22 protein-coding genes are annotated in these 19583 nt (G+C 61.2%); 10 read left to right on the top strand and 12 right to left on the bottom strand.

What is annotated here, in order from left to right; translation table 11 throughout:
• Window positions 1–50 precede the first annotated feature (50 nt).
• On the bottom strand, window positions 51–389 hold the full coding sequence (locus BT179_RS09855; protein WP_072430772.1) for a DUF3565 domain-containing protein: 339 nt from the start codon (window positions 387–389) through the stop codon (window positions 51–53).
• Here BT179_RS09855 and BT179_RS09850 point away from each other — a divergent pair.
• The 3 genes from BT179_RS09850 (at window position 358) to BT179_RS09840 (ending at window position 2747) form a co-directional block, all read left to right on the top strand.
• Entirely contained in the window at window positions 358–843 is a 486-nt protein-coding gene (locus BT179_RS09850; protein ID WP_072388337.1) for an FKBP-type peptidyl-prolyl cis-trans isomerase, read from the top strand. The genes BT179_RS09855 and BT179_RS09850 overlap by 32 nt on opposite strands.
• A 107-nt stretch (window positions 844–950) precedes the next feature.
• Complete coding sequence (locus BT179_RS09845; protein ID WP_072388335.1) at window positions 951–1433, top strand: glutathione peroxidase; 483 nt, start codon at window positions 951–953, stop codon at window positions 1431–1433.
• 210 nt (window positions 1434–1643) lie between these two features.
• Window positions 1644–2747 carry an NADH:flavin oxidoreductase gene (locus BT179_RS09840; protein WP_072388333.1) on the top strand — a complete coding sequence of 368 codons (1104 nt, stop codon included), beginning with the start codon at window positions 1644–1646 and terminating at the stop codon, window positions 2745–2747.
• A 137-nt stretch (window positions 2748–2884) separates the two neighbouring features.
• Here BT179_RS09840 and BT179_RS09835 read toward each other — a convergent pair whose 3' ends face one another.
• Both BT179_RS09835 and cysZ read right to left on the bottom strand, forming a co-directional pair.
• Window positions 2885–4084, bottom strand: coding sequence for a glycosyltransferase family 4 protein (locus tag BT179_RS09835; protein ID WP_072388331.1), 1200 nt, complete (start codon window positions 4082–4084; stop codon window positions 2885–2887).
• Between the two features lie 40 nt (window positions 4085–4124).
• Window positions 4125–4880, bottom strand: coding sequence for a sulfate transporter CysZ (cysZ, locus tag BT179_RS09830; protein WP_072430773.1), 756 nt, complete (start codon window positions 4878–4880; stop codon window positions 4125–4127).
• A 309-nt stretch (window positions 4881–5189) separates the two neighbouring features.
• On the opposite strand from cysZ, the gene trxB reads away from it, so the two are divergent.
• The gene (trxB, locus tag BT179_RS09820) at window positions 5190–6152 is read left to right on the top strand and encodes a thioredoxin-disulfide reductase (RefSeq protein WP_003205459.1); all 963 of its coding nucleotides are present in this window, start codon (window positions 5190–5192) and stop codon (window positions 6150–6152) included.
• Window positions 6153–6339: 187 nt separating this feature from the next.
• On the opposite strand, the gene BT179_RS09815 is transcribed toward trxB, so the two are convergent.
• The 6 genes from BT179_RS09815 to folM form a co-directional block, all read right to left on the bottom strand.
• Entirely contained in the window at window positions 6340–7590 is a 1251-nt protein-coding gene (locus BT179_RS09815; RefSeq protein ID WP_072430774.1) for a 2-aminoadipate transaminase, read from the bottom strand.
• Window positions 7591–7782: 192 nt separating this feature from the next.
• Entirely contained in the window at window positions 7783–8121 is a 339-nt protein-coding gene (locus BT179_RS09810; RefSeq protein WP_072388324.1) for a HopJ type III effector protein, read from the bottom strand.
• Complete coding sequence (locus BT179_RS09805; protein WP_072388322.1) at window positions 8114–8410, bottom strand: DUF1244 domain-containing protein; 297 nt, start codon at window positions 8408–8410, stop codon at window positions 8114–8116. Before BT179_RS09805 ends, BT179_RS09810 begins: the two co-directional genes overlap by 8 nt.
• A 99-nt stretch (window positions 8411–8509) precedes the next feature.
• Window positions 8510–8890 carry a dihydroneopterin triphosphate 2'-epimerase gene (folX, locus tag BT179_RS09800; RefSeq protein ID WP_072388320.1) on the bottom strand — a complete coding sequence of 127 codons (381 nt, stop codon included), beginning with the start codon at window positions 8888–8890 and terminating at the stop codon, window positions 8510–8512.
• Complete coding sequence (folE, locus tag BT179_RS09795; protein ID WP_072388318.1) at window positions 8891–9451, bottom strand: GTP cyclohydrolase I FolE; 561 nt, start codon at window positions 9449–9451, stop codon at window positions 8891–8893. It abuts the gene before it with no gap.
• Window positions 9452–9470: 19 nt separating this feature from the next.
• On the bottom strand, window positions 9471–10181 hold the full coding sequence (gene folM, locus BT179_RS09790; RefSeq protein ID WP_072430775.1) for a dihydromonapterin reductase: 711 nt from the start codon (window positions 10179–10181) through the stop codon (window positions 9471–9473).
• A 175-nt stretch (window positions 10182–10356) separates the two neighbouring features.
• Between folM and BT179_RS09785 the strand changes: the two genes are divergently transcribed.
• Window positions 10357–11316 carry a MerR family transcriptional regulator gene (locus tag BT179_RS09785; protein WP_072388314.1) on the top strand — a complete coding sequence of 320 codons (960 nt, stop codon included), beginning with the start codon at window positions 10357–10359 and terminating at the stop codon, window positions 11314–11316.
• Window positions 11317–11415: 99 nt separating this feature from the next.
• On the opposite strand, the gene BT179_RS09780 is transcribed toward BT179_RS09785, so the two are convergent.
• Both BT179_RS09780 and BT179_RS09775 read right to left on the bottom strand, forming a co-directional pair.
• Window positions 11416–12021, bottom strand: coding sequence for a hypothetical protein (locus BT179_RS09780; RefSeq protein ID WP_072430776.1), 606 nt, complete (start codon window positions 12019–12021; stop codon window positions 11416–11418).
• A 54-nt stretch (window positions 12022–12075) separates the two neighbouring features.
• Window positions 12076–12552: a PAS domain-containing protein gene (locus BT179_RS09775; protein WP_072388310.1), complete on the bottom strand. Its 477-nt coding sequence runs from the start codon at window positions 12550–12552 to the stop codon at window positions 12076–12078.
• 155 nt (window positions 12553–12707) lie between these two features.
• On the opposite strand from BT179_RS09775, the gene BT179_RS09770 reads away from it, so the two are divergent.
• From BT179_RS09770 to BT179_RS09755, 4 genes are all read left to right on the top strand, one after another.
• Window positions 12708–13163 (top strand): flavodoxin, encoded by a 456-nt coding sequence (locus tag BT179_RS09770; RefSeq protein WP_072388308.1) that lies wholly within the window; start codon window positions 12708–12710, stop codon window positions 13161–13163.
• Between the two features lie 153 nt (window positions 13164–13316).
• Window positions 13317–14099: a class II aldolase/adducin family protein gene (locus BT179_RS09765; protein WP_072430777.1), complete on the top strand. Its 783-nt coding sequence runs from the start codon at window positions 13317–13319 to the stop codon at window positions 14097–14099.
• Entirely contained in the window at window positions 14099–15001 is a 903-nt protein-coding gene (locus BT179_RS09760; protein WP_072430778.1) for an alpha/beta fold hydrolase, read from the top strand. Before BT179_RS09765 ends, BT179_RS09760 begins: the two co-directional genes overlap by 1 nt.
• A 179-nt stretch (window positions 15002–15180) precedes the next feature.
• Window positions 15181–16092 carry an SDR family oxidoreductase gene (locus tag BT179_RS09755; RefSeq protein ID WP_072388301.1) on the top strand — a complete coding sequence of 304 codons (912 nt, stop codon included), beginning with the start codon at window positions 15181–15183 and terminating at the stop codon, window positions 16090–16092.
• A gap of 41 nt (window positions 16093–16133) precedes the next feature.
• Here BT179_RS09755 and BT179_RS09750 read toward each other — a convergent pair whose 3' ends face one another.
• Entirely contained in the window at window positions 16134–16901 is a 768-nt protein-coding gene (locus BT179_RS09750; protein ID WP_072388299.1) for an N-acetylmuramoyl-L-alanine amidase, read from the bottom strand.
• Between the two features lie 888 nt (window positions 16902–17789).
• Between BT179_RS09750 and BT179_RS09745 the strand changes: the two genes are divergently transcribed.
• Window positions 17790–19583, top strand: a complete 1794-nt coding sequence (locus BT179_RS09745) for a DUF1302 domain-containing protein (RefSeq protein ID WP_072388297.1) — start codon at window positions 17790–17792, stop codon at window positions 19581–19583.

Genomic DNA, 19583 nt, shown 5'->3' with positions numbered 1-19583 from the left:
GATTCTCTAAGGGTGCATGGCAAGGGCGCGGTCTGTGTCTACCGTCGAATTCAGTCGCCAAGGTTATCGCTAACGGGGGCCTGCGCGCACCAGCCGCAACCAAAGGGCTGGCCTATTTTTTCAATACGTTGCGCGGCGTCCAGGACCCAGGCCCGGGCCTGCCACGGTGGCTGGTGGCGCAGATGCTGGGTGTGCCCGCAGGACAGCTCGACTACCCAGTGCCCATCCTCGTCCTGATGGAAACCGGTGACCGTCGGTCTGTTCGAACGAGCCCGTTTGTCCGGGTTCCGTTCGCTTTCGGGCAAATCCTTGTTTAGACTTGTCCGTTCTTCATTCTTATGCAAAAGGTCTCGCCCCATGCTGATCGCCGCCAATAAGGCTGTCTCCATCGACTATACCCTGACCAACGACGCTGGTGAGGTCATCGACAGCTCTGCCGGCGGCGCTCCGCTGGTCTACCTGCATGGTGCAGGCAATATCATCCCGGGCCTGGAAAAAGCCCTGGAAGGCAAAACCACCGGTGACGAGCTGAACGTTGCCGTTGAACCGGAAGACGCCTATGGCGAGTACTCCGCCGAGCTGGTCAGCACCCTGAGCCGCAGCATGTTCGAAGGTGTGGACGAGCTGGAAGTGGGCATGCAGTTCCACGCATCGGCGCCCGATGGCCAGATGCAGATCGTCACCATTCGTGACCTGGAAGGCGACGACGTCACTGTTGACGGCAACCATCCACTGGCCGGTCAGCGCTTGAACTTCAAGGTCAAGATCGTTGACATCCGTGACGCCAGCCAGGAAGAAATCGCCCATGGTCACGTCCATGGCGAAGGCGGCCATCACCACTGATTTCTGCGCTACGCTCAAATGAAACGAAAAAGGCGCCCCGTGGCGCCTTTTTTGTCGGTAGCATCGTCCATGGCTGTTTCGAAAGATCGGTAAACCTGGAGTTCGTCATGAGTGCTTTCCACGACCTTAAACTCAAAGCCCTGGATGGTCAGGAGCTGGCGCTGGCACCCTTCAAGGGGCATGTCGTGCTGGTGGTCAACGTCGCCTCCAAATGTGGCCTGACGCCTCAGTACGCGGCGCTGGAGAATCTCTACCAGCAATACAAGGACAAGGGGTTCAGTGTGCTGGGCCTGCCGTGCAATCAGTTCGCCGGGCAAGAACCGGGGACCGAGCAGGAAATCCAGGCATTCTGCAGCCTCAACTATGGCGTGACCTTCCCGCTGTCCAGCAAGCTGGACGTGAACGGTCCCGACCGCCACCAGTTGTACCGCCTGTTGGCCGGCGAGGGGGCGGAGTTTCCCGGCGACATCACCTGGAATTTCGAGAAGTTCCTGCTGGGCAAGGACGGTCGCGTGCTGGCGCGTTTCTCGCCACGCACCGCACCGGATGATCCCACGGTGATCCAGGCCATCGAAAAAGCCCTGGGTTGAAGCCAGGCACGACAACATTGTGGCGAGGGGAGAAATCCCTCGCCACAGATTTCGCCCCCCGGCTGCGGATCGGTTCATTCACCCGACCGCGATTCTCTCGGCTCGCTTTTGATCCTTAATCATTCCAATCAATAGTGCTACCCGAGCCTTCCCGGGCCACATATTATCGCCGTCATATTGATCAGCGATCCCATGCCCGTGGAGTGCCCCATGTCTGTAAAAGCCCTGTTCAAACCTTTCCAGCTCGGCGCGTTCGAACTGCCGACCCGGGTGGTGATGGCGCCGATGACCCGTTCCTTTTCGCCGGGTGGCGTGCCCAATGCCAAGGTGGTGGAGTACTACCGTCGTCGCGCGGCGGCCGGGGTCGGCCTGATCGTCACCGAGGGCACCACGGTCGGACACAAGGCCTCCAACGGTTATCCGAACGTGCCGCACTTCTACGGCGAAGCTGCGCTGGCAGGCTGGAAGCAGGTGGTCGATGCGGTTCACGCCGAGGGTGGCAAGATCGTTCCGCAGTTGTGGCATGTCGGCAATGTGCGCCGCCTCGGCACCGAGCCGGATGCCAGCGTGCCGGGCTATGGCCCGTCGGAGAAGCTCAAGGACGGCCAGGTAGTGGTGCACGGCATGACCCAGGCGGATATCGATGAGGTCATCGCGGCCTTTGCCCAGGCGGCCAAGGACGCCCAGCGCATCGGCATGGACGGTGTGGAGATTCACGGTGCCCACGGTTACCTGATCGATCAATTCTTCTGGGAAGGCAGCAACCAGCGTACCGACGGCTACGGTGGCAGCCTGGCCAATCGTTCGCGTTTCGCCATCGAGTTGATCCGTGCCGTGCGTGCGGCAGTGGGCGAGGGCTTCCCCATCATTTTCCGTTTCTCCCAATGGAAGCAGCAGGACTACACGGCACGCCTGGTGCAGACTCCCGAGGCCCTGGGCGAATTCCTCAAGCCGTTGGCCGAAGCCGGCGTGGATATTTTCCACTGCTCGACGCGGCGCTTCTGGGAACCGGAATTCGAAGGCTCGGAACTGAACCTGGCGGGCTGGACCCGCAAGCTGACCGGCAAGCCGACCATCACCGTTGGCAGCGTCGGCCTGGATGGCGAGTTCCTGCAGTTCATGGTCAATACCGACAAGGTCGCCCAACCCGCCAGCCTGGAAAAACTCCTGGAGCGGCTGAACAACGATGAGTTCGACCTGGTGGCGGTGGGCCGTGCACTGCTGGTGGATCCGGACTGGGCGCAGAAAGTCCGTGAAGGGCGTGAGCAGGAGATCCTGCCGTTCAGCCGAGAGGCGCTGATGACTTTGGTTTAAGCGGCGTCCTGACTGACGCTGTCGCGAGCAAGCCTGTTCCCCCATTGGATCCTTGGCGGACGCCTATCGGTGTCCGGCCAGAATCCACTTGTGGGGGCGAGCTTGCTCACGATCGCGGCCTGAAAATCACCGAACAGTCAGCGCACAGTGGGCGCAACAGGCATTACCTGCTCACCCACGCAAGCCCCTCGCAACTGCGCTTCAAATTGCTCGATCACCGCCGCCCAGCCCTGGCGACTGGCATGCTGGCGCGCATTGAGCCGCACGCAACGCAAGGTCTCGCGCTCCTCCAGCAGCCAACGGGCGGCATCGCAGAATGCCTCTTCATCCCCCGGCATGGCCAGCACGCCGTTATAGCCATGGCGGATATGCTGTGCCGCCGCGGCCTGATCGTAGGCCACCACACCCAGCCCGGACGCCAGGGCTTCCAGCACGACGTTGCCGAAGGTTTCGGTCAGGCTTGGAAAGACGAACACATCCCCGGACGCATAGTGGCTGGCCAGCGCCTCGCCACGCTGGGCGCCACAAAAGACCGCTTCGGGCAGGTCCTGCTCTAGTGCCGAGCGCTGCGGGCCATCACCGATCACCACCAGTTTGAGCCGTCGCTCCGGAAAAGCGCTGCGCAGCGTGTCGAAACTGCGCTTGAGCAGCCCGAGGTTCTTCTCCGGCGCCAGGCGCCCCACATGGATCACCGCAATGTCGTGCTCACCCAGGCCCCAGGCCTCGCGCAGGGAGGCCGAGCGCTTGATGGGATGAAACAGCTGGCTGTCCACGCCACGGGACAGCAACGCCACCCGTTCGAAATGGCGACGCTCCAGTTCCAGCCGCTGACTCAGGCTCGGCACCAGGGTCACGGCGGAGCGGTTATGGAACCAGCGCAGATAATGAGTCAGCGCGCGGCTCAGCAGCCCGAGGCCGTACTGCTGGGTGTACTGCTGGAAGTTGGTATGGAACCCACTGACCACCGCGATGCCCAGGCGCCGCGCCGCCCGCAACGCCGACAGGCCCAGCGGCCCTTCGGTGGCGATATAGAGCACGTCCGGCCGATGGCGCTTCCACCGGCGCAGCAGCTTGTGCATGGACACCTGGCCCCATTGCAGCCCTGGGTAGCCCGGTAATGGCCAGCCCCGACACAGCAACAGATGTTCGTCACCGGCCTGGCGCGGGTCGCCCCCCTGGCGCGGACGTACCAGTTCGACCCGATGCCCGCGGGCACGCAAGCCGTCGTGCAGACGGCCCAGGGTGTTGGCCACGCCATTGATTTCCGGCGGGAAGGTTTCGGTGATGAGGGTAACGTGCAGAGGTGTGGTCATGACCCCAGTGTCGACCGGGGTCATTTCGTCATTGTGTCGTCTTGATGACGGATTCGTGACCGGCTCAGCCCTGGCGGGCCAGTGCGGTCTCGGCGCCTTGCTCGCGCACCCAGAACAGGGTCGCCCCGGCCACTGCCGCCGGCATCATGAGGATGTTGACCACCGGGATCAGCAGCGCCAGGTATACGCTGCCGCCAAAGCCCAGGCTCTGCCAGCGTTTTTCCCGCAGCCAGGCGAGCATTTCGTTCCAGCCCAGCTTGTGGTTGTCCGCCGGGTAGTCGATGTACTGGATGGCCATCATCCACACGCCGAACAACAGCCACAGCGGCGCGGCCACCAGATTGAGCACCGGCACGAACGACAGCACGAACAGGCCAAGGGCACGGGGCAGGAAGTAGCCGAGCTTGCGGGCTTCCCGGGAAAGGGTTCGGGGAATCATGGCCACCAGTTCGCCCCAGCTGAAGGCCGGGAAATCATCGGTACCCCGGATCACCACTTCGACTTTTTCCGCGAGGAAGCCGTTGAAGGGGGCGGCGATGATATTGGCGAGCATGGTGAACGTGAAGAACACCATCAGCACCACCAGGACCACGAACAGCGGCCAGAGGATGTAGCTGAGAAAGCTCAGCCAGTCCGGCAGCGATGGCATCAGGGTGTCGACCCACAGGCTGAATTGATGGCCGGCCAGGTAGATCAGGCCGATGAACAGCAGCAGGTTGATGGCCAGCGGGAGCAGGACGAACAGGCGCAGGCCCGGGCTCAGGACCAGCTTGAGACCTTCTTGCAGATATTGCGGGCCCGACAGGACGGGGGCAGGCATGGGATGCTCCGAACGAAGATGAACGCGCCGACCTTACCGGCTTTGCGGCGTACGGGAAAGCGTCTACATGGCCTGTAACAGGTTTGCCGGACAGTGGCTCCTATCGAGAGGTCTACCTGGGATAGAACTCACCTATGAGCTGGATTGTTAAACCGTATTTCCTTAATCTTCGCTCCCTCGATACGCTGCACCCATTCTTTTTCAGGACCGTCGAACCAAAGCCTTCCCCAAGTGCATCAACGGTTCTTTTTTATTCCCGCCGCTTACCCGGCGTTCCGGTCCGCAGGGGCCGGTCAACAGGAGCAGGTCATGTCTGAAGTCCGTCATTCTCGAGTGATTATTCTCGGTTCCGGCCCTGCCGGTTATAGCGCCGCGGTCTACGCGGCCCGTGCCAACCTCAAGCCGCTGCTGATCACCGGCATGCAGGCCGGCGGTCAATTGACCACCACCACCGAAGTCGACAACTGGCCGGGCGACGTCCATGGCCTGACCGGCCCGGCGTTGATGGAGCGCATGAAGGAACACGCCGAGCGTTTCGAGACTGAAATCGTTTTCGACCATATCAATGCCGTGGATTTCGCAGCCAAGCCCTACACCCTGACCGGCGACAGCGCGACCTATACCTGCGATGCCCTGATCATCGCCACTGGCGCGAGCGCTCGTTACCTGGGCCTGCCTTCGGAAGAAGCCTTCATGGGCAAAGGGGTTTCGGCCTGCGCCACCTGCGACGGTTTCTTCTACCGCAACAAGCCGGTGGCAGTGGTCGGTGGCGGCAATACCGCTGTAGAGGAAGCTCTCTACCTGGCCAATATCGCCAGCACGGTGACCTTGATCCACCGTCGCGAGACTTTCCGCGCCGAGAAGATCCTGATCGACAAGCTCAATGCCCGCGTCGCCGAAGGCAAGATCATCCTCAAGCTCAACGCGACCCTGGACGAAGTGCTGGGCGACAACATGGGCGTGACCGGTGCTCGCCTGAAGAACAACGACGGCAGCTTCGACGAGATCAAGGTTGACGGCGTGTTCATCGCCATCGGCCACACTCCGAACACGTCGTTGTTCGAAGGCCAGCTGGAACTCAAGGACGGCTACCTGGTGGTCAAGGGCGGCCGCGACGGCAACGCCACTGCCACCAGCGTCGAAGGTATCTTCGCGGCCGGCGACGTGGCCGACCACGTCTACCGCCAGGCCATCACCTCGGCCGGCGCCGGTTGCATGGCAGCACTGGACACCGAGCGCTACCTGGACGGCCTGCAGAACGCTTCGTTCTGATTCGTCAGACCCCCAGAAAACCGGCCTCGGCCGGTTTTTTAATGCCTGAATACCTGGCTTTGAACCCTTGTGGGACCGAGCTTGCTCGCGATGGCGGTGTACCGGCCAACATCGATGTCGGCAGATTTGACGCTGCCGCGAGCAAGCGCGCTCCCCAAGCTTCTTGTGTGCTCAGAAACACTGAGTTTCAGGCCAGCTTCGCCAGGCACGCCTCCAGAATATCCAGCCCCTCTTCCAGCACTGCCGGCTCGGTCGTCAACGGCGCCAGCAGTCGCACGATGTGTCGCGACTTGCCACTGGGCATCAGCAGCAGGCCCGATTCCCGTGCCAGGGCCAGTAGTTGCGTCAATTGTGCCGAAGCCGGGGTGCCGTCGGACTGGCTCAGCTCGATGCCGCGCATTGCGCCGACGCCGGTCAGGCGACCCAGGTAAGGGCTTAGCCCGCGGCTGCGCCAGGATTCGTAGCGGCTGACGATCGCCTCTTCCTGTTGCACGCCCCAGGCGTGCAGGTTGGCATCGGTCATTTCGTCCAGGGTCGCCAGTGCGGCGGCGCAGGCGATGGGGTTACCCGAGTAGGTACCGCCCAGGCCACCCTTGGGCAGGTTGTCCAGCAACGCTTTGCGGCCTACCACCGCACCGAGGGGCACGCCACCGGCAATACTTTTTCCCAGCAGGATCAGGTCGGGTTCGATGCCCAATCGGGAGAAGGCAAAGCGCTGGCCGGTACGCCCGAATCCGGACTGGATTTCATCGATGATCAGCACGATGCCCTTGTCGTCGCAGAACTGGCGCAGGGCCTGGGCGAAGGATACGTCCAGCGCGAGGAAGCCGGCTTCGCCCTGGACCGGTTCGACAATGAAACAGGCCACGTCGTTGACATCGATCTCGACGCTGAACAACCGCTCCATGGCCTTCAAGGCGTCGGCACAGGACACGCCGTTGTCCGGGCTGGGATAGGGCAAGTGATACACCGGCCCGGGCAGCACACCGACTTTCTGTTTGTAAGGCGCGACCTTGCCGTTGAGGTTGAGGGTCGCCAGGGTGCGACCGTGAAAGGCGCCGTCAAACGCGATCACGGCGGTACGGCCCGTGGCGCCCCGCACGATCTTCAGGGCGTTCTCCGCCGCCTCGGCGCCGCTGTTGGTGAGCATGCCGCTGATCGGGTAATCCACCGGCATGAACGCCGTCAGGCGTTCCATCAATTCGATGTAGGGAACATGGGGCGCGGCATTGAACGCGTAGTGAGTCAGCCGCGTAGCCTGTTCGCGGATCGCCTCGACAATGCGCGGATGACAATGGCCGAGGTTCAACACGCCGATACCGCCTACGAAGTCGATGTAGCGTTTGCCCTCGGTGTCCCAGACCTCGGCGTTCCTGCCGTGGCTGAGGCTGACGGGATGCACGATGGAAATCGATTGGCTGATGGTTTCGCTGCTCATGGATGACGGCCCGGACGAAGGAGAAATTTCCGTTATCTAAGCCGCGAGCAGAGGGGCCCGGCAAACGAAATAAAGTTGCCGGGTCAATCTTAAAAGTCGGGATGTGGCGAGGTGTACTTCAACTCAGGATGCGTGCAACCCTTGTGGCGAGGGGATCTCACCACACAGGTCTCACCACACAGCTAGGATCGATCAGCGCCGTTGCAGCGGCAACTCGTCGAACTTCACACCTGCCAGCCCATGAACCATCAGCGCGCGGATATTGCCGTGATCACTGCCTTCGGGCGTGGCCAGCACCGAGCGGTAATGTTCGCCGAACGCCAGCAGCGCTTCTTCGTCGCTCAATCCTTCGAGCAAGGCCAGGCCCAGGGTCTTGCACGAGCCTTCGTTCTGCCCGGCGGCGTTTTGCACGCCGCCGTTATTGAAGGCGCGGGGCTGGTAATCGTAGCCGGCGGCGATAAAGGCCAGGGTGTCGGCGAAGGCGTGCTCGCCGCTCTTGAGTTGGCTGCGAAAGGTGTTCAGGTCAGGCATCGGGTTTTCCTTTGGCGAACGCCGCTTGCTGTTCGGCGCTGGCTTCTTTCTGGTATTGGGCTTTCCATTCGGCATAGGGCATGCCATAGACCGTTTCACGGGCCTCGTCGAGGCTCACCTCGATCTGGCGTTCATCGGCGGCGGCCTTGTACCACTTGGAGAGGCAGTTGCGGCAGAAGCCGGCAAGGTTCATCAGGTCGATGTTCTGCACGTCCTTGCGGCTGTCCAGGTGGGCAACCAGCCGACGGAAAGCGGCGGCTTCGAGTTCGAGGCGTTGTTGATCGTTCATGGTGGTCTCTGCGAGGCAGCTTCAAGGGGCGAGCTTCAAGCTGCAAGAGTGGATTTGCGGTGCTCAGGCTCGAAGCTTACAGCTTGAGGCTTGCAGCGGCTACGAAGTAGCCCGGCTTGCTGCAAGGGTAATCGACACCGACTCGGCGAATCGCAGGGCATGGGGCTTGTCCACTTCGACCTCGGCGTACTGCACCGACTCATTGGCCATGACCAGATCCAGCAGCTCCTGGGTCAGTCGTTCAAGCAGGGCAAAGCGATTGCCTTCCACGTGGGCGATGATCGCCTTGGTGATGGTGCGGTAGTTCAGCGCGTGATCGATGTCGTTGTCGCGAACCGCGTCCTGGGCCGGATACAGGATGGTCAGGTTGATCAACACATCCTGCTTGTTGAGGATCTCCTCCTCGTTGATACCGATGAAGGTGCGCAGGCGCAGGTCCTTGACCCGGATGCGCGCCATGGCTGGCTGAAGTTGTGGCATTTAGTTGCTCCGTCGAATCAATTGCAGGAACTCCTGGCGAGTGGTGCTGGACTCGCGGAAGGCGCCAAGCATCACCGAGGTATTCATGGTCGAGTTCTGTTTTTCGACGCCGCGCATCATCATGCACATGTGCTGGGCTTCGATCACCACCGCCACGCCGGCGGCCTGGGTGACCTGCTGCACCGCGTCGGCGATCTGCCGGGTGAGGTTCTCCTGGATCTGCAGGCGACGGGCGAACATGTCCACCAACCGGGCGATCTTCGACAGCCCCAGGACCTTGCCCGTAGGAATATAAGCCACATGGGCCTTGCCGATGAAGGGCAGCAGGTGATGTTCGCACAAGGAATAGAGCTCGATGTCGGCGACAATCACCATCTCATCGTTGTCCGAGGCGAACAGCGCGCCGTTGACGATCTGCTCCACGCTCTGCTCGTAGCCGTGGCAAAGGTACTGCATGGCCTTGGCGGCGCGCAGCGGGGTATCGAGCAAGCCCTCGCGCTCGGGGTTTTCCCCCAGGCCGATGAGGATTTCGCGGTAATGCTGTGGCAGGGATAACGCCATGATGAATCCTCGAAACAGGCTATTTGAGGTGCCGCCCGCCGTTGACGGTCAGGGTCGTGCCGGTGACATAGGGGTTGTCCAGCAGGTAACGCAGGCTCTGGTAGATCACTTCGCTACCGGGCTCGATGCCCAGTGCCGACTTGGCCAGGGCCTTGGCCCGGTACGCCGCGTCGTCTGCGGGGTTGAACAGTAGCAGGGCAGGGGCGATGCCGTTGACCTTGATGGCGGGTGCATATTTCGCCGCGAAGGACAGCGTCAGGCTTTCGAGGCCGGCCTTTGTGGCGCAATAGGCGATGTGCCTGCTGCTGCCCTTGCGTGTCACGTCATCGCTGATGTGCACGATGTCCGCGGGGCTCGAGCGCAGCAGCAGCTGCGCGCAATGCAGGTTGATCAGATAGGGCGCGAGCATGTGTACGCCGAACATCGCGTTGAAGGCTGCCGTTTCGTCGCCGGGTGTTTCGACCAGCCATGCCGAGGCGTTGTGCACGATGGCCCGCAGCCGGTCGGTGTGCTGCTTGAGTTGCTCGATGAAGGCCAGGATCCCCGCCTCATTGGAAAAATCGGCGTATAGCACGGTCGCCCCCCGATCACGCAGCGTCTGTACGCCGGGACGTTCGGTGCGATAGGTGGCGATCACCGCGTGACCTTCGTCCAGCAGTCGCTGGGCGCAATGCAGGCCGACGCGCTGGGCTGCGCCGGTGAGCAGGATCGGAGCGTTGGCACTGGGCATGGGGCGGCTCGGTTCACGGCAGGAGCAAAACTATAACAGCGGTCGGCGACCTGTACCTACGAGCCCGTCATAAAGGGACACAACAACTGCGCATATCGATACGGTTTGTAGTTGTCATCATACGACTTAGAAGGGGTAAGATAGGATCCAATTCGCCAATGGGAATTCTTCCGAGATGAGCGTAATCACCGACGATAAGTTCGTATTCCAGGCATCAGGCGCCATGGAACGGGAAGATCTGTTTCCCATTCGCGAAGTATCCCGCCTCACCGGCGTGAACCCAGTGACGCTGCGCGCCTGGGAACGCCGCTACGGTCTGATCCAGCCCACGCGCACTGACAGCGGTCATCGCTTGTACTCCCTGGGGGATATCGAGAAGGTCCGCAGCATCCTGGCCTGGATCGAACGGGGGGTGGCGGTCAGCAAGGTGAGCAAGATCCTGGCCAGAACCGATTCGGTGAAATCGGTTTCCCCGTTGATTCCATCCAGTCGGGTCAGGAGCGACTACGCCCAATGGCAACAGCAAGTGGCCGATGCAATCGGCGACTTTGACGACATGGGGCTGGACCGCATCTATGGGCAGATATTTTCCAGCTACGCGGTGCCCATCGTATTCCAGAACATATTGATGCCACTGTGGCGGCAGCTGTTGCAGCGCCAGCAGGAGTTCGGCCAGACCAGCGAATGGCTGTTCTACGACGGTTTCCTGCGTTCGCGTGTCGCACAACGGCTCTTGCTCAAGCGTGATTCACCCTCGCGACGTCTGTTGGTCACTGCCATCGCCGGCCAATGCCGCGAACTGGAGCTATTGGTCACGGCGTTGTTCCTGTCGAAGGCGGACGTGGGCATCAGGCTGTTGACGGTGGGCCAGCCGTTCGATGAGTTGACCCTGGTGTGCCAGAAGGTGAAACCGGTGGCGCTGGTACTGATGTCCAACCATGCCCCTGGGGCTGAATTGCCCAAGCGCCTGAACAAACTGGCGATGAGCCTGGATTGCCCCTTGATGCTGGCGGGTGACGCTTCCGATTTGATGCAGGATTGCCTGGCGGGATCGTCGATCGGCTGCCTGGGCAATGAAGGGACGGTGATGAGCCAGCGCTTGCGTCAGTTGCTGGCGGGAAGCCTGGACACCTGAAGCCGGACGATCGCCTGGGCTTGTGCGAGAAATCGTGCAGACACAGGCAGGGCCTGGGCTCTGTAAGCAGCATGAGCGAGTATCAAGGCTTTTCGTGGCCTACAGATGCATCGCCGGATGGGTCAGCCGATGTTGTTGAAGGATGTACTGACGCAGGCGCTCGGTCTCGTCCTCGTCATTCTGGCTCAGATGGTAGGCATACAGGCCCCGATCGGTTTCCCGTTCGAAGGCGCCGCGCAACGAAATCCTCTCGTACCCTGACGGGCTGAACCACAAGGCGAACTGCTTGGGGGGCTTGATGCGGCTGCGGTTTTCCAGCAGCACGCCCTTGCAGGATACCTCGTGAACCCACAAAGGCCCTGGCTGGCCCTTGGCGTTCTCCAGGGCCACCGGTTCTTCGAGGGCCAAGCGCCAGGGACGCACCTTGGGCCCGTCCTCGTAGATGCTCGGTACGCCCAGGCGCAGGTGCATCGCGTGAAATTCGTCTTCCACCAGGTGCAGCGGGAACGTCATCTGCTGATTTTCGAAACTGGCTTGCAGCGTGACCTGCTCGTTCGCCGCCAGGCGCGTCAGCAGGTCACGGATCTGCGACCCGCCATTGACCAGCAGGCTCGACGTGACATCCCGCTCGTTCAATTGCGGGTTGTGCTGCATTGTCCGGATGAAATCCAGCTCATCCTGGGTCAGAAGGGCGTCGCGCTGCATGGTGTGCTCGAGATGATTTCTTACGTGTTCACTGGTGATTGTAGTGACTGACCGTTAATTCGCCGTTTTGTTTGTGCCATTCGTCGCTTCAAGACGAGCAATCGTGGCCCGGGCGTCCGCCAGTTCCTTTTCCAGCTGCGCGATGCGGTTCTGTGCCCTGACCTGGACCGTCACGTCTTTCTGCACGCCCACGAAGTACGTGTGGCCGTCAGCTGCGTTCTTAACCGTCGACAGTGACAATTCGTTCCAGAACGGCGTGCCATCCTTGCGATAGTTGCGCAGCACTTCCCGGCAGGCACCGCCCTGCTTCAACGTCTCGCGTATGTGCTCGAGCGAGGGCTGGTCGCGATCGCCCGATTGCAGGAAACGACAGTCCTGATAGAGGATCTCGTCCCGGCTATAGCCGGTCAGCCGCTCGAAGGCCGGGTTCACATAGATGAGGATGTTGTCCTCGTCGCCTTCCTTTTCGGCGATGACGATTCCGTCGTTGGAAGCGTTTATCACCAGTTGCATCAGCTGCGCATTGATCATGGACCGCTTCCTTTTCAAATCCCTGTAAATACAGCATTTTAGAAGAATCTGCAGGGCTGTCCACTGGCCATCACTGGTTGTTGGGAGCCAATCGCAAACTGGCGGCTCTGCCTGCTACTATCCCGAGTCTTTTATTCAGGTTCAGGACCAGATAGATGAAAATCGCCATCCTTTGCGGTTCGGTATACGGCACCGCCGAAGAAGTCGCCCACCATGCCGCCACCCTGCTCGGCGAGGCCGGTTTCGAAACCCTGTGCAACCCCCGGGCGACCCTGGCGGACATCCAGGCATTCGCCCCGCAAGCCTTGCTGGCCGTGACGTCCACCACCGGCATGGGAGAACTGCCGGATAACCTGATGCCCTTGTATTCGGCCATTCGCGACCAGTTGCCCGCCTTCTTTCGCGGTTTGCCAGGTGCCGTGATCGGCCTGGGAGATGCCAGCTACGGCGACACTTTCTGCGGCGGTGGCGAGCAGATGCGCGAATTGTTCGCCGAACTTGGGGTGGCCGAGGTGCTGCCTATGCTGCGCCTGGATGCCAGCGAAAGCGTCACGCCGGAAACCGATGCGCAGCCTTGGCTGGGAGAGTTGATCGAGGCCCTGCGTCGTTGATCGAGCGGGCGTCGGCGCAACGGGCGGCGTGACCCGCTCGGTCATTAAGCTGGCTGCCAAGGCAACTAGCGCCCTCGCCAGGGCTGACTAGACTCATCCTCTTGTGCACGGCGTGCCGTTGCACCTTATAACGATAAGCCAGAGGTCAGAGCCGTGAGCGTAGCGCCCATCCAATCGACACTCAGCATCAAGGACCAGGTCAGCACCGCCGAATGGCAAACCCGCGTCGATCTTGCCGCCTGTTACCGACTGGTGGCGTTGCATGGCTGGGATGACCTGATCTTCACGCATATCTCCGCCAAGATTCCCGGCACCGAGGACTTCCTGATCAACCCGTTCGGGATGATGTTCCACGAGATCACCGCGTCCAGCCTGGTCAAGGTCGATCAGGCCGGCAACAAGCTCATGGACAGCCCCTACGAGATCAATCCGGCCGGCTACACCATTCACAGCGCAGTGCACGAAGTGCGCCACGATGTAGCCTGTGTGTTGCATACCCACACCGCTGCCGGCGTCGCCGTATCGGCCCAGAAGCAAGGGGTGCTGCCCATCAGCCAGCAATCCCTGTTCGTGCTGTCGAGCCTGGCCTGTCACCCTTATGAGGGCGTTGCCCTCAATCACGAAGAGAAGGCCCGTCTGCAGGCAGACCTGGGCGACAGCAACTTCCTGTTGCTGCACAACCATGGACTGCTGACCTGCGGCGGGACTATCGCCGATACCTTCCTGATGATGTTCACCTTTCAGCGGGCCTGTGAGATCCAGGTACTGGCACAAAATGGCGGGGTCGAGCTGATTGCCATCGATACGCCGATACTGGCCGGTGCCAAGGCGATGATCGCCGCAGTCACCAGGAGTGCCCAGGGCATGGGGGGCGCGCTGGCGTGGCCTGCGTTGCTGCGCAAGCTCGATCAACAAGACCAGGGTTATAGAAGCTGATGCCTATGGTGCAGGTTCCCCTGCGCATCTGGCGCCAGCGCGGCCAGACCTTCATGTTCCGGGGGCATGCCATCCGGTACTGGGCGGCGGGGCACGGTGAACCGTTGCTGCTGATCCACGGGTTCCCCACCGCCAGTTGGGATTGGCACTACCTGTGGCAACCCCTGGCCCAGCGCTATCGGGTGATTGCCTGCGACATGCTCGGGTTTGGTGATTCCGCCAAGCCGGTGGATCACATCTACAGCCTGCTGGAGCAGGCCGATCTGCAGCAGGCGCTGTTGGAGCACCTGAATGTCAGGCAAGCGGTTCACCTGTTGGCCCACGATTATGGGGACAGCGTGGCCCAGGAACTGATCGCTCGTCATTGCGAGGCACGTATCGACATCGCCAGTTGCGTGTTCCTCAACGGCGGCCTGTTTCCGGAGACCCATCGTCCGGTGCTGGTGCAAAGGTTGTTGCTCGGTCCTTTGGGCTGGCTGGTGGCCCGGGCCTTTTCCCGCGAGGGCCTGGCCAAGAGTTTTCGGCGGATCTTCGGGCCATGGACCGGCCCCAGCGAAAGCGAACTGGACGATTACTGGAGCCTGGTGCACAGCAACGGCGGCCCACGGATCATGCACAAACTCATCCGCTACATTCCCGAACGCCGTGTGCGGCGCGATCGCTGGGTGCACGCGATGCAGCGCGGCGAAGTGCCCATGCGGGTCATCGATGGTGGGTTCGATCCGATTTCCGGTGCGCACATGGTAGCGCGCTACGAGGCGCTGATTCCCAATGCGGATACGGTGCTGCTGCCCGACATCGGCCACTATCCGCAGGCGGAGGCACCGGTGCAGGTGCTCAAGCATTACCTGGCGTTCCGTGCGGGCATCCCTGGGCCGGTGCGGCAGGTGGTGTACTCGTGACGCCTGTTGCCTTGGGATCGGGTTGAGCCAGGCTCGGATTCGCGTCCTGTCATGCGCCAACGCATCATCCCCTCGCCTTATCGCCCACCATTCACTCTCAGCCGTGTTGATTGTGGATCATGCTCCCTGTGCCCGACACTCGGGCTTTGCAATCCATTCGGCCTGCTGGAGTTCTGCCCATGAGTGAATCTGTGCGCTTCGAAGATAAAGTGGTGATCGTCACCGGAGCTGGCGGTGGCCTGGGGCGGGCCCATGCCCTGCTGTTCGCCAGGCAAGGCGCCCGGGTAGTGGTCAACGATCTTGGTGGTTCCGCCCAGGGCGAGGGGGCCAACGCCTCGGCGGCGGATCGGGTGGTGGCTGAGATTCGCGAGGCCGGCGGTATTGCCGAGGCAAACCACGACTCGGTCACTGATGGCGACAAACTGGTACAGAATGCCCTCGACGTGTTCGGCCGGGTCGATGTGGTGGTGAACAACGCCGGTATCCTGCGGGACAAGACCTTCCACAAGATGGACGATGCCGATTGGGACCTGGTCTATCGCGTCCATGTCGAGGGCGCCTACAAAGTCACCCGTGCCGCATGGCCGCACCTGCGCGAGCAGAATTATGGCCGGGTGATCTTCACGGCCTCGACCTCGGGGATCTATGGCAATTTCGGCCAGTCCAACTACGGCATGGCCAAGCTCGGCCTGTATGGCCTGACGCGCACTTTGGCCATTGAAGGTCGCAAGAACAACATCCTGGTCAATGCCATCGCGCCTACTGGCGGCACCCGCATGACCGAAGGCCTGATGCCGCCGCAGGTGTTCGAACAGCTCAAGCCCGAACTGGTCAGCCCGCTGGTGGTGTACCTGGCCAGCGAAGCCTGCCAGGAAACTTCCGGGTTGTTCGAGGTGGGTGGCGGCTGGATGGGCAAGGTGCGCTGGGAACGCAGCCTCGGTGCCGGATTCGATCCGAACAAGGGTTTTTCCCCCGAAGACGTCGCCGCCCATTGGCAGCAGATCTGTGATTTCAAGGACGCAGTCCACCCGAACGACAACCTGGAAGCATTGAAGGAGATGATGGCGAATCTGCAACGCTACGCCGTTTGACTCGCCGCCAGACCGGTTGCCGTCGATGACGGCAACGTCGGTCACGGACAATACTTCTTCACCAGTGCCGCCAGGTTCGCGGCGGTCTCGATGTCCATCACACCGTCATACCGGGCCGGGCGAAAGTGAAGCTGGAAGGCGCGCACCAGGCGCTGGAAGCCCATACTGGTCGTGGCAGCCGAAGTGTCATAGCCATATTTCTTGAACAGCCCGAGCAATTGTTCGCGGGTAGGCAAGCCGGCGCATTCGTAGGCGTGCATGCAGGCCCTTTGGGTGGACTCATCGAACCAGGCACCGATGCCCTTGGCGTATAGCGCCTGCCACGGGAACATCGGGCCGGGATCGCTTTTCCTGCCGGCGGCGATGTCCGAATGCCCCACCACGTTGACCGGGCTGATGTCCGGATAGCGCTGGAGCAGGTTCGAGGCCAGGTATTGGATTGCCTCGATTTGCCGGGGGTCATAAGGAGGAAAGGTGAATTGTCCCTGGTTATCCGTGGCGAGATTGACGATTTCGACGCCAATCGAAGTGTCGTTCAGGTTATTCCTGCCTCCCCAGCTGCTCACCCCTGCGTGCCAGGCGCGCTGGTTCTCGTCCACCAGGTTGAAGATCTGCGGCTCATTGAACCCAGCCTTCAGATAACTCGGGTCGTTGAAATCCGGAATCAGGTAATGAGCGCTGACCGAGGCGCCGGTCAATGTATTGACAGAGGACGAAAAGTTGGCGGCGGTATAGTGAAAGACGAGGAAACGAACCCGATTGTTATAGCCATATCTTGATCGGTAACTTGTGGAGTTGATCGCGTACATAAGAAACTCACTGATAACTGAAGAAGGTCGATGCAACAGGCTTCGACGTAAATCAGGCTAACAATGACTGTGGGTTCGGCATGTAGTGAAGGTCTTGGTTTCGTGTGGGAATTGGCGTCTGGTCTTCAGGGCGTTAGAGGTACGGCAGTTGCCGCTCTTAACTGGTGTCACCGGTAAGGTATTCAGGCTTGCTTGTGCCCTGTTTCTATTTTGCCGCTGCTTCCGGTCTACGTTGGTTTAAGAGTCCCTGGGTGTTCTTCCCATGCATATATCGGATGCCGGTATATCAGTGATATGGCGGTATGTTGAGCACTTGTCATCGTTCATTGCAATTGACGTAGTTGTACTCAATGGAAATGAAAGAAAGCAATGCGCTGGAGCAGGTGGCCGGGCTGTTGGATATTTCCGATATTGATGTAAGCGTCGAGAATTTCATCTGGGAATAAACCAAATAAAAAAGGCCGCTGCAAAAAGCAGCGGCCTGAAGATGACGTTGCAAAGGAGCTACAAATCAACGTCGCAAGCACGGGATGATGAACCGATGACGCCAGTCCATCCGAATGACGGTGCGCCAGGCGTGAGGGATGCCGTGGCGGCTGCTGGCAGGCCCGTTACCCTGCAAGCCCGGCCAGCATAAGGATCGACCGCGTCGGGAAACAGCCCGGATCCGGACATGCACTGTTGCAGTGCGCGCAACAGTGTCATGGCCGCGATGGATATGCGTGGCGTTGATGATGGGTCATCCAGTCCATCCATGCGTCGTGCAAAGGCCCGTCTCGCAAAGGCTGTAATCCTTTCGAGCGACAGCGCGAATACCTCCTTGGTGCGCTTATCGCCCGCTCCGGGCGGCAGTAGGGTGAAGTCTCTGTCACTCACCGGGGAAGACGCATGACAACAATAACAATGCGCGCCATCTTCAAGCCGCAGGCGCTGGCCGTCGCGGTGGCCTTGGGTTGCTGTGCCCAGGCGCAGGCCGTTTCATTCAACATTGGCGAGATCGAAGGCCAGTTCGACTCCTCGCTGTCCGTTGGCGCGAGCTGGGGCATGCGCGACGCCGACAGGGATCTGGTGGGGACGGTCAACGGTGGCCGGGGGCAATCTTCCACCGGTGACGATGGGCGCTTGAACTTCAAGAAAGGCGAGACCTTTTCGAAGATCTTCAAAGGACTGCACGACCTCGAACTCAAGTACGGCGACACCGGTGTGTTCGTGCGTGGCAAGTACTGGTATGACTTCGAGCTCAAGGATGAGGGCCGCGAGTTCAAGGACATCAGCGACAGCAATCGCAAGGAAGGCGCCAAGTCCTCAGGGGCACAGATTCTCGATGCCTTCGTCTATCACAACTATTCCATCGCCGATCTGCCGGGCACTGTGCGCGCCGGCAAGCAGGTGGTCAGTTGGGGGGAAAGCACCTTCATCGGCAACTCCATCAACAGCATCAACCCGGTGGACGTGTCCGCCTTCCGTCGCCCCGGTGCGGAAATCAAGGAAGGCCTGATTCCGGTGAACATGCTGTTCGCCTCCCAGGGCCTGACCGACAAGCTCACCATCGAAGGTTTCTACCAGTTGGAGTGGGATCAGACCGTGGTGGATAACTGCGGCACGTTCTTCGGCAACGACGTGGTGGCCGATGGTTGCACCAGTGGCTACACCGTGGGCAGTCCGGCGATTGCGCCGTTCGTGCCCCTGACCCAGGCATTCGGCCAGGAGATCCAGGTGTCCAGCGAAGGGGTGATCATTCCCCGTGGCGGCGACCGCGACGCCCGCGACTCCGGCCAGTGGGGCACGGCGTTGCGCTGGCTTGGCGATGATACCGAGTACGGCCTGTACTTCATGAATTACCACAGCCGTACGCCTACCGTCGGGACCACCACGGCGGGGCTTTCGACGCTGGCGGCGTTGCCGGGAATGGTCGCGATCGCCAACGGCCTGGTCCCTGGCAGCGGTGCGGGCCTTGCGCAAAGCGTGATGCTGGGCCGTGGTGGGTACTACCTTGAATACCCGGAAGATATCCGCCTGTACGGCGCCAGTTTCTCCACGACGTTACCCACCGGCACCGCCTGGACCGGCGAGATCAGCTACCGTCCCAACGCACCGGTGCAGGTCAATACCAACGACCTGACCCTGGCCCTGGTCAACCCGATTGCCGGTGGCGCGGCATCGCCCATCGCGACCGCGCCGGGTGCCGACAACACCGGCTACCGGCGCAAGGAAATCACCCAGATCCAGAGCACCATGACGCACTTCTTCGACCAGGTGCTGGGGGCCGATCGGCTGACCCTGGTGGGCGAGGCGGCGGTGGTGCATGTGGGGGGGCTGGAGTCCAAGGACCAGCTGCGTTATGGCCGCGACTCGGTCTACGGCCAGTACGGCTTCAACGGTGACACCGACGGTTTCGTCACCTCGACCTCATGGGGCTACCGCGCGCGGGCCATTCTCGACTATTCCAACGTCGTCGCCGGCGTCAACTTCAAACCCAACCTGTCCTGGTCTCACGACGTGTCAGGCTACGGCCCCAACGGCCTGTTCAACGAGGGCGCGAAGGCTGTCAGCGTTGGCGTCGACGCCGACTACCGCAACACCTACACCGCCAGCCTGAGCTACACCGACTTTTTCGGCGGCGACTACAACGTCCTCGAAGACCGCGACTTCCTCGCCCTGAGCTTCGGCGTGAACTTCTGA

The organism is Pseudomonas sp. NFACC43 (assembly GCF_900119645.1).
Lineage (GTDB): Bacteria > Pseudomonadota > Gammaproteobacteria > Pseudomonadales > Pseudomonadaceae > Aquipseudomonas.
Note: the sequence above shows the minus strand (reverse complement) of the source record. Positions and strands in the feature narration are given on the sequence as shown.

Excerpts from the sequence above, each read along its gene's own strand:
- BT179_RS09775 (WP_072388310.1), bottom strand. The coding sequence starts at position 12,552 with ATGATCAATGCGCAGCTGATGCAACTGGTGATAAACGCTTCCAACGAC.
- BT179_RS09815 (WP_072430774.1), bottom strand. The coding sequence starts at position 7,590 with ATGAGCAGCGAAACCATCAGCCAATCGATTTCCATCGTGCATCCCGTC.
- BT179_RS09805 (WP_072388322.1), bottom strand. The coding sequence starts at position 8,410 with ATGAACGATCAACAACGCCTCGAACTCGAAGCCGCCGCTTTCCGTCGG.
- trxB (WP_003205459.1), top strand. The coding sequence starts at position 5,190 with ATGTCTGAAGTCCGTCATTCTCGAGTGATTATTCTCGGTTCCGGCCCT.
- BT179_RS09835 (WP_072388331.1), bottom strand. The coding sequence starts at position 4,084 with ATGACCCCGGTCGACACTGGGGTCATGACCACACCTCTGCACGTTACC.
- folE (WP_072388318.1), bottom strand. The coding sequence starts at position 9,451 with ATGGCGTTATCCCTGCCACAGCATTACCGCGAAATCCTCATCGGCCTG.
- BT179_RS09845 (WP_072388335.1), top strand. The coding sequence starts at position 951 with ATGAGTGCTTTCCACGACCTTAAACTCAAAGCCCTGGATGGTCAGGAG.
- BT179_RS09745 (WP_072388297.1), top strand. The coding sequence starts at position 17,790 with ATGACAACAATAACAATGCGCGCCATCTTCAAGCCGCAGGCGCTGGCC.
- cysZ (WP_072430773.1), bottom strand. The coding sequence starts at position 4,880 with ATGCCTGCCCCCGTCCTGTCGGGCCCGCAATATCTGCAAGAAGGTCTC.
- BT179_RS09785 (WP_072388314.1), top strand. The coding sequence starts at position 10,357 with ATGAGCGTAATCACCGACGATAAGTTCGTATTCCAGGCATCAGGCGCC.
- BT179_RS09770 (WP_072388308.1), top strand. The coding sequence starts at position 12,708 with ATGAAAATCGCCATCCTTTGCGGTTCGGTATACGGCACCGCCGAAGAA.
- BT179_RS09840 (WP_072388333.1), top strand. The coding sequence starts at position 1,644 with ATGTCTGTAAAAGCCCTGTTCAAACCTTTCCAGCTCGGCGCGTTCGAA.
- BT179_RS09780 (WP_072430776.1), bottom strand. The coding sequence starts at position 12,021 with ATGCAGCGCGACGCCCTTCTGACCCAGGATGAGCTGGATTTCATCCGG.
- BT179_RS09750 (WP_072388299.1), bottom strand. The coding sequence starts at position 16,901 with ATGTACGCGATCAACTCCACAAGTTACCGATCAAGATATGGCTATAAC.
- BT179_RS09755 (WP_072388301.1), top strand. The coding sequence starts at position 15,181 with ATGAGTGAATCTGTGCGCTTCGAAGATAAAGTGGTGATCGTCACCGGA.
- folX (WP_072388320.1), bottom strand. The coding sequence starts at position 8,890 with ATGCCACAACTTCAGCCAGCCATGGCGCGCATCCGGGTCAAGGACCTG.
- BT179_RS09850 (WP_072388337.1), top strand. The coding sequence starts at position 358 with ATGCTGATCGCCGCCAATAAGGCTGTCTCCATCGACTATACCCTGACC.
- BT179_RS09760 (WP_072430778.1), top strand. The coding sequence starts at position 14,099 with ATGCCTATGGTGCAGGTTCCCCTGCGCATCTGGCGCCAGCGCGGCCAG.
- BT179_RS09855 (WP_072430772.1), bottom strand. The coding sequence starts at position 389 with ATGGAGACAGCCTTATTGGCGGCGATCAGCATGGGGCGAGACCTTTTG.
- folM (WP_072430775.1), bottom strand. The coding sequence starts at position 10,181 with ATGCCCAGTGCCAACGCTCCGATCCTGCTCACCGGCGCAGCCCAGCGC.
- BT179_RS09810 (WP_072388324.1), bottom strand. The coding sequence starts at position 8,121 with ATGCCTGACCTGAACACCTTTCGCAGCCAACTCAAGAGCGGCGAGCAC.